This is a genomic window from Micromonospora sp. NPDC048868 (assembly GCF_043198195.1).
GTDB lineage: Bacteria > Actinomycetota > Actinomycetes > Mycobacteriales > Micromonosporaceae > Micromonospora > Micromonospora reichwaldensis.
On the sequence record NZ_JBICUN010000033.1, the window covers coordinates 10,814 to 18,372 of the forward strand.

At 72.4% G+C, this 7,559-nt stretch carries 8 protein-coding genes; 1 reads left to right on the forward strand and 7 read right to left on the reverse strand.

What is annotated here, in order from left to right:
* Window positions 1-145 precede the first annotated feature (145 nt).
* From ACGFNF_RS29910 to ACGFNF_RS29935, 6 genes are read right to left on the reverse strand one after another with little or no spacing between them, the layout of a single operon-like run.
* Window positions 146-1,444 carry an SDR family oxidoreductase gene (locus ACGFNF_RS29910; protein ID WP_357580168.1) on the reverse strand — a complete coding sequence of 433 codons (1,299 nt, stop codon included), beginning with the start codon at window positions 1,442-1,444 and terminating at the stop codon, window positions 146-148.
* 58 nt (window positions 1,445-1,502) lie between these two features.
* Window positions 1,503-3,056: a long-chain-fatty-acid--CoA ligase gene (locus ACGFNF_RS29915; protein WP_357580167.1), complete on the reverse strand. Its 1,554-nt coding sequence runs from the start codon at window positions 3,054-3,056 to the stop codon at window positions 1,503-1,505.
* Complete coding sequence (locus ACGFNF_RS29920) at window positions 3,053-3,304, reverse strand: acyl carrier protein (RefSeq protein ID WP_311410357.1); 252 nt, start codon at window positions 3,302-3,304, stop codon at window positions 3,053-3,055. The genes ACGFNF_RS29915 and ACGFNF_RS29920 overlap by 4 nt, the downstream gene beginning before the upstream one ends.
* A gap of 2 nt (window positions 3,305-3,306) precedes the next feature.
* On the reverse strand, window positions 3,307-3,579 hold the full coding sequence (locus ACGFNF_RS29925; RefSeq protein WP_132240601.1) for an acyl carrier protein: 273 nt from the start codon (window positions 3,577-3,579) through the stop codon (window positions 3,307-3,309).
* Window positions 3,576-4,595 carry a hypothetical protein gene (locus tag ACGFNF_RS29930; protein ID WP_357580166.1) on the reverse strand — a complete coding sequence of 340 codons (1,020 nt, stop codon included), beginning with the start codon at window positions 4,593-4,595 and terminating at the stop codon, window positions 3,576-3,578. Before ACGFNF_RS29930 ends, ACGFNF_RS29925 begins: the two co-directional genes overlap by 4 nt.
* Window positions 4,592-5,233 (reverse strand): hypothetical protein, encoded by a 642-nt coding sequence (locus tag ACGFNF_RS29935; protein WP_357580165.1) that lies wholly within the window; start codon window positions 5,231-5,233, stop codon window positions 4,592-4,594. Before ACGFNF_RS29935 ends, ACGFNF_RS29930 begins: the two co-directional genes overlap by 4 nt.
* Window positions 5,234-5,505: 272 nt before the next feature.
* On the opposite strand from ACGFNF_RS29935, the gene ACGFNF_RS29940 reads away from it, so the two are divergent.
* Complete coding sequence (locus tag ACGFNF_RS29940; protein WP_357580164.1) at window positions 5,506-6,561, forward strand: NAD(P)/FAD-dependent oxidoreductase; 1,056 nt, start codon at window positions 5,506-5,508, stop codon at window positions 6,559-6,561.
* Window positions 6,562-6,678: 117 nt separating this feature from the next.
* Here ACGFNF_RS29940 and ACGFNF_RS29945 read toward each other — a convergent pair whose 3' ends face one another.
* Window positions 6,679-7,554, reverse strand: coding sequence for a TauD/TfdA family dioxygenase (locus ACGFNF_RS29945; protein WP_357580163.1), 876 nt, complete (start codon window positions 7,552-7,554; stop codon window positions 6,679-6,681).
* Between the last annotated feature and the right edge of the window lie 5 nt (window positions 7,555-7,559).

Consider the following 7,559-nt stretch of genomic DNA (forward strand, 5'->3'; position numbering starts at 1 on the left):
CCGCCCGCGCGGGCGGGGGGGCCCCCCGCGCGGGGGGCGGGCGGGCGGGGGCCCCCCCCCCGCCCCCGGCCCCCCCCCGCGCCCCCCGCCCCCCGGGCCCGGGGCCCCGGGCGCCCCGGCGTCGCTGACGCGCGAGAGGGAAGGGTCAGACGGCCCCGACGGCCACCGGCTCGGCTGCGGAGGCCGGAGCGGGAACCGGCGCGGCAGCGGCGACGGGAGCCACCGCCTCCTCGGGCAGGTACTTGCCGAGCTTGCGGATCCGCCTGGCGTTGTTGACCAGGACGTCGATCGGCGGCAGGTCGCTGTCGAGCCGCACGGTCGTCGGGTTGGCGGCGGCGTGGTGGATGTTGCTCAGCAGCGTGTGGAACGACCGCGGGAACAGCGAGCGTACGAACTTGGACTGCTGCCGCCCGCGCTTGATGCTGGTGATCGGCTTCGACCAGTCGATCTGACCCGGCCGGAACCGGTGCTGCCGCATCAGTTCGCGCCGGAACTCCTGCCACGACACCAGCTTCAGGTCGAACCGCTCGGCGATCTCGCGGGTGGTCGCCGGAGTCACCGGGTAGCTGATCGGCCGCGGCGCGTCCGACAACGCGTTGTCCACGACCGACCGGGCCAGCACGTCGCCGGCGACGATCGGGCTGGTGACCTCCGAGTCCCAGATCAGGCCCAGCTGGAGCATGTGCGAGATCATGTTCCAGAACGAGTACTCCATACCGGGGTCCTTGAACCCGGTGGGCGCGCCGCCCAACGCGAACGGCGCCTGGTAGATGTGGATGGGCACGCCGTCACGGTTCGCCCGCAGGCTGAGGTGCTTGACGACCCACTTCATCCTGCTGTAGCCGGTGTAGAAGAAGCTGTTGCGGTAGAAGTCGCGCCGCTGCTGGTAGACCTCGCTGCCGACCGAGCCGATCACGTGCAGGGTCTTGAACCGCTCCTGCAGGCAGAACTCGGCGAGCCGGAGCGTCGGCAGGACCTTCTCCTCGCGGTACCGGGCGTAGGGGTAGTCGTGGGTCGTCGCCCCCGCGGCGTCGATGACCACGTCGACCTCGGTGAGCAGCTCGTCGTGGGCGGCGCGGTCGAGCCCCATCGCCGGCTCCAGGTAGCTGCCCTCCAGGACCGACAGCTTCCCGGTGTCGGGCAGCTCCATCTTGTACTTGCGCAGCTGCCGGGCGATGCGGTCCTCACCGGACTTGTCGCCCTTGCGGCGCACCAGGGCGTAGACCGTCGCCACCCGGGCGTCGCCGAGGAGCTCACGCAGCATGTGCATGCCGACGTATCCGTTCGCGCCCAGCAGGAGCACGTTCTTCGGCTCGTCGGCACCGCGTCGGGGGAGCCGGCCCGCTACCGCTCGCGGGTCCTCCGAGTAGCCGAGCGAGAGCCGGTTGGGGCTGCCTGTCGACAGCGCGATCCGGTCGCTGTTGTGGCGCAGGAAAATGTGCATCGATCCGCCTTTGCACGAAGGGTGGGTGTTGGGAGCCGGACGGGGACCGCGCCGGCTGTCAGGCCACGCGCCGGTCGAGGTGCTGCCAGAACCTTTCGCGCAGCTCCCGCCGGAGAAGCTTCCCGCTGGGGTTGCGGGGCAGCTGGTCGACGAACTCGAAGCTCGCCGGGATCTTGAAGTCGGCGATCCGTCCCCGCAGGAACGGGGTGAGATCGCGGGCGGTCGCGGGCTGGTCGGGGTGGGTCACCACGAAGCAGTGCACGACCTCGCCCCAGTGCTCGTGCGGCACGGCGACGGCCGCGGCCTCGACCACCCCCGGGTACGCGCAGACCGCGTTCTCGATCTCCGCCGGGTAGACGTTCTCGCCGGCCACGATGATCGTGTCCTTGATCCGGTCGCGTACGAAGAGGAAGCCCTCGTCGTCCAGGTAGCCGGCGTCGCCGGTGTGCAGCCAGCCGTCGACCAGGGTCGCGGCGGTGGCCTCGGGCAGGCCCCGGTACTCGATCATCCGTGCCGGCGTCGACAGGCAGATCTCGCCGACCTCGAACGGCGGCAGCACCCGGCCCGTACCGTCGATGATCTTCACGGCGAAGCCCGGGTACGGCCGGCCGGCCGCCTGCATGCGCGGCCCGCCGACGACGTGCTCCGACGGCGGCAGGCAGACGGCGGTGTTGCCGCTCTCGGACAGGCCGTAGATCTGCGCGAACTCGCAGTCGAACATCTCGATGCTGCGGCCGAGCAACGCCTCGGAGATCGGCGACCCGCCGTAGACGATCTTCCGCAGCGAGACGAAGTCCTCCCGCTTCGGCCGGGGCGGCGCGAGCATCATCTGCAACTGGGCCGGCACGACACACGCCGTGGTGACGCCGTGGCGCCGGATGAGGCGGACCGCCTCGTGTCCGGCGAACACCCGGACCGACACGTTGGTGATGCCGGCGCTGAACCCCTGGATCGACCACCAGAGCCCACCGATGTGGAACCCCGGAATGCCGATCAGGCTCACGTCGTCCGGCCGCCAGTCGATCCAGTCCAGGCCCTCGGAGGCGAGCGCGTCCCGCACCGCGAAGAAGCTGCGGTGGGCCAGCACGACACCCTTGGGGTTGCCCGTCGTGCCGCTGGTGTACACCTGGGCCAGGGGCTGCTCCTCGGACCAGGACGGGTCCAGGTCGCCGTCCTCGTCGGCCTGCCAACCGGTGAAGCCGGCCAGCGACACGACCTCGCTCAGCTCGGGCAGGTCCGGCCGCAGCGCGTCGACGGTGTCCAGGAGGTCCTCGTCGCAGAAGAGGACCGTGCTGCCGGAGTCGCGCATGATGTGCCGGATCTCGCCGGCGCGCAGCCGCCAGTTGATGGGGACCAGCACGGTGCCGGTCTTGGCGCAGGCGAACAGGACGTCGTAGTAGTGCTCGGACTCCTTGCCCAGGTAGGCGACGCGGTGCCCGGCCGTGACCCCGGCGCGCCGCAGGGCGTGCGCCGTCCGGTTGCTCGACCGGTGCAGCTGCGCGTAGCTGACCGTACGGTCCTCGCAGTGCACCGCCGGATGGTCGGGCCGCTGCCCGGCGTGGAAGGCGACGACGTCGTGCACCGTGCGCAACTGCGGGTGGTACGCCGTCATCGGCCCGTCCCGTCCGGGACCGCCAGCGTCTCCTCGAGGTACTGCACGATCGCCGGGCCGGACGCGAGGGCCGGCAGCAGGTTCGGGTCGATCTCGATGCCGAACGCGCTCTCCAGCGCCATCATGAGCTGGATCTGGCGCAGCGAGGTCCAGCCCGGGACGGTGTCCGGGTCCAGGCGCTCGGGCAGCTCGTCCGGTGCGACACCGAACACCGAGCCGACCACCTCGCGGACGCGGGTCTCCAACATTGCTACTCCTTGGGTGTCGCGCCGGGGCCCTGCCCCGGGGTGAAGAAACGTCGCGTGATCCGCGAGATGGTGCGGAAGTCGTCCGTGCTCACCTCGTCGAGGGAGATCTCCGTGCCCAGCTCCGCCTCGATCAGGTAGAGCAGCTCGACGAAGTGCATCGAGTTCAGGACGCCCGTGTCCACGAGGTCGTCGTCGAGCCCGACCGAGTCGATGTCCGGACATCTGGCGCGCAGGAACGTGGTGAGGAACTCCGGAACGGTCTCGGTCGTACTCATGACCCCTCCTGGGGGCGCGTCGGTGCGGGGAGGATCTTCGTGGTGAGCCGGGCGGCCGACGGGTCGCCGGCGCACCGGTGTTCGGCCACGGCCCGTCCCGTGGACAGGCCCGTCGGGATGAGCCGGTTGGTGCGCAGCGCGACGGCCGGATCGCGCAGCAGCGGGTTGGTGTCGCGCACGGTGGCGGAGAACAGCGCGAAGACCGGGTCGATGACCTTTGTCGCCCCGTCGGCGTCCTCGACCTCGACCCAGGCGTGGACCAGGTCGAGCATGCCGACCACCCAGCCGATCCGGGTCACCGCCGGGATGCCGGCCCGGTGGCAGAGCTGGGCCAGGTACCGGCTCGCCGAGTCGCAGCTCGCCACGCCGTGCGTGGTCACCAGGTCCACGTCGTTCTGCAGGGCCTCAGGCAGCTTGACCCAGCGCAGGTCCATGGCGGCGAACTCGGCGGCGATCGCGCGCAGCTCCGGGGAGCGCAGCTCGGCCCGCTCACCCGTCGTGTGGACGGTGGCGGTGACGGCGAGCTGCGACGCCGTACGGGTGACGGTGTCGCCGTGCTCGGCGTCCGGCCCGGCGACGCCGCCGGCGGGTTCCACCGTCAGGTCGTGCACCGCGCCGCCGCAGCGTTCGGGGCGCGGCAGCGCCAGCGTGCTGGTCGGCTGCGGGCCGCACGCGTCGGCGGCACACGCGATCCGCAGCGCGAACCGGGAGGCGCGGGGCGCGAGCAGCTCCTCGGTCGACGAGCGCATCCACCGTAGCGAGTAGGCGAAGGCCTGCTCCGGCACGGTCGTGCCGGTGCCCGAGTACAGCGCCAGGTTGAACAGGTCGCGCGAGTCGAAACGCTCCTCGCCCGGGTCACCACTGGCCGGCAGCCCGCGGTCGAGCAACGTGGAGAGCGTGTGGTCGTCGCAGCCGAGGACCTGTCTCGCCGAGGCGCGGTCGACGTCGCCGAGCCGGTGCTCCGGCGGGACCGCGAAGAGCGTGTCCAGCCCTCGGGTCAGTCCGGCCGCCGTCATGACCGCCCCGGGTGGTCGCGCCACATCGTCTTGATGACGCTTCCGGTGCTCAGCACGTACTCGTCCACGGACTTCCAGCCGAGCATCTCGTTGATCTGCACCTGCTCCGGTCCGGCCGAGGTCTCCAGGTAGCCCGGCAGGCCGAGGGCCTCGGCCCGCGCCTGGCCGGCGCGCATGAGGACGTAGCCGACGCCGACCGAGTCGACCCGCCGGCCGAGCACCGCGAACCACACGTGCGGGCTGTCGGGGCGCATCCGGTCCAGCGCGTTGGAGATGCGGACGGCGTGCACCACGGCCCGCGGCCCGGCCAGCAGGCACGCCACCGAGCGCAGTGCCCACCCCCACCACGGCGTGGTGCGCTCGTCGCCGTAGAGGACGAGGATCCCGTCGAGCCGGTCGGCCCGGTACGCGGCGAGGGTGATGCCCGAACTCATCAGCTGGGCGATCACCAGTTCCGCCAGGTAGAGGGCGGTCAGCGCCGACCGGCGCTGCCACCGGGGGAGCGAGCCGGCGGCGGCCCAGATGGCGCCGTTCTCGTACGCCTGGGCGAGCAGCCGGGAGCCCGCCCACAGCTGTCCCCACCCGAGGTCCCGGACCTCGAGCCTGGGCTCCGGGCGCGCGATTGTTCGACTGTTCACATTTCACCCCACGTACAGACGGGAGCCCGCTGACCTGGGTGAATTTAATGGTCTTGGGTAATCGGCCAGTAATAACAAGATCCCTCCGACGGATTGCGCCGTTGCGGCGACCTCAGGGCTGTCGCGCGACGTCGCGCCCCGTCGCCCACGAGGACCGCGCACCTCGCCGGGCAGCTCCCTTCCCCGGGTCGGGTCCGGATGCGAGACTGAGTCGTGTCGCGTGACGACCTCGGGAGCCCGCCGGAGCACCACCGCGCCGGGTCGGTGCCGGCGTGATCGCCGGCCACTGGGAGGTCGTCGTGGTCGGCGGCCGGATCGCCGGAGCGTGCACCGCCTGGGCCCTCGCGCCGTACGCGGAACGCGTCCTCGTCCTCGACGCCTCGCGGCCCACCGCGTACTGGCCGCAGCAGTCCACCTGGGACCGCTCCGGCAACCTCGCCTGGGCCGAGCTCGGTCTGCTGGAGACGGTCCTGGCCTGCGGCGCCCCGCGCACCTACGGCGACACCCAGCGCATCGGCGAGGACGTGGTCGAGCGGGTCTACCCGCGCGAGGACGCGTACTCGTACCGGATGAGCGTGCCCCGCGAGGTGCTGGACCCGGCGCTGCTGGCCGCGGCGCGCGGCCGGGGCAACGTCACCGTGCGGCGCCCGGCCCGGGTGCGGGACCTCACCATCGACGGGGGCAGGGTGCGCGGCGTGACCGTCCGGCACGGTGCCGTCGACAGCGAGGTCACCTGCGACCTGCTGGTGCTGGCGGACGGCCGGCTGTCGCGCAACGCCGAGCGCGTGGGGGCGGAGGCCTACCGGGTCGTCGAGTCACCGTGGTTCGCGCTGCTGGCCTACTACGAGAACCTGCCGCTGCCCACCGACCGCTCCTACTTCTCGTTGCAGGACCGCAGCGTCCTCATCTCGACGCCCTGCGGCGACAAGCAGTGGTGCGTCGCGCTCGACCTGCACCAGAGCCTCATCGACGAGACCGGCCGGCACCCGGCGCGCTCGTACGAGCGGATGGTGCGCGACGACCCGTATCTCGGTCCGGCCGTCGCCGCCGGCCGCCGGAGCACGTCGATCGGCGGCGCCGGGCGGATGCGCATGCTGCGCCGGCCGATGAGCGGGCCCGGCTGGTGCCTGGTCGGCGACGCCGGCTACCACCTGGACCCGGTCACGGCCCAGGGCACCCGGGCCGCCGTGGTCACGGCCCGGATCCTGCGGGACCGGATCGCGGGCGCCGGCCGCGTCGCGGGCGCGGACCTGACCGGCCTGACCGGCGAACGCGACGCCGCCCTCGACGACGACTGGGCCTACACCGAGCAGATCGTGCGCGGCTGACCGACGCCCCCCACCGGCCGACGCCCCCACCGGCCCGCGCCCTCCACCGGCCGACGCGCCCTCACCGGCCGGCGAGCGGATCCGCCGCCGAGCCGGCGCGGGGGTCGGCCCGACCGGCTACGCCACCGGCCGGCTGCCGTTGATGGTCACCCGCTGGCCGTAGCGGGAGTGCGGGTAGTAGTCCCAGACGGCGTGGTGCTGGGTGCAGCGGTTGTCCCAGAACACAAGCGTGTTCGGCGTCCAACGGACCCGGCAGCTCAGGATCGGCTGCTGGGCGACCCAGCCGAAGAGCATGTCCAGCAGCGCCCGGCTCTCGTGGCGGGAGAGCTGCACGATGTGCGACGTGAAGCCGGCGTTGACGAAGAGCAGCTTGCGGCCGGTCTCCGGGTGGCGTACGACGACCGGATGCTCGCTCTTCGGCACGACGTACTCCGGCGGCGGGGTGTGGCCCTGCCACGGGATGAGGCCGTCGTGGATCGCGGTCAGCCCGTCGAGGAAGGCCCGCATCGGCGGGGAGAGCATCTCGTACGCCAGGTGCATGTTCGCCCAGAGGGTGTCGCCGCCGACGCCGATCTCCGGCGTCCTGGTGACGTAGAGCATCGAGCCCAGCGACGGCTCGGCCTCGGCGGTGCCGTCGGTGTGCCAGTCCTCGCCGGCCACGAACCGCGAGTCGCGGCCGGCGCTGATCTCGAGGACGGCGGGATCGCCGCCGTCGAGGTCGGCGAGGGGCTGCCGGCGCAGCTCGCCGAAGAGGCCGGCGAAGCGCTTGTGGTCCTCGGCGGAGAGCACCTGGTCGCGGAAGACCAGCACGTGGTGGGCGAGGAAGGCGCGCCGGACCTCGGCCAGCTGCCCGTCGGACAGCTCGGTGGCGAGGTCGAGGCCGGAGACCTCCGCGCCGATGACCGGAGAGATCGGCCGGACGGTGATGGTGTCGTAGCGCTCCGGCGGGCGGGTCGTCGCCCGCTCGACGGCGGCAAGGACGTGCTCTTCCATGCGTT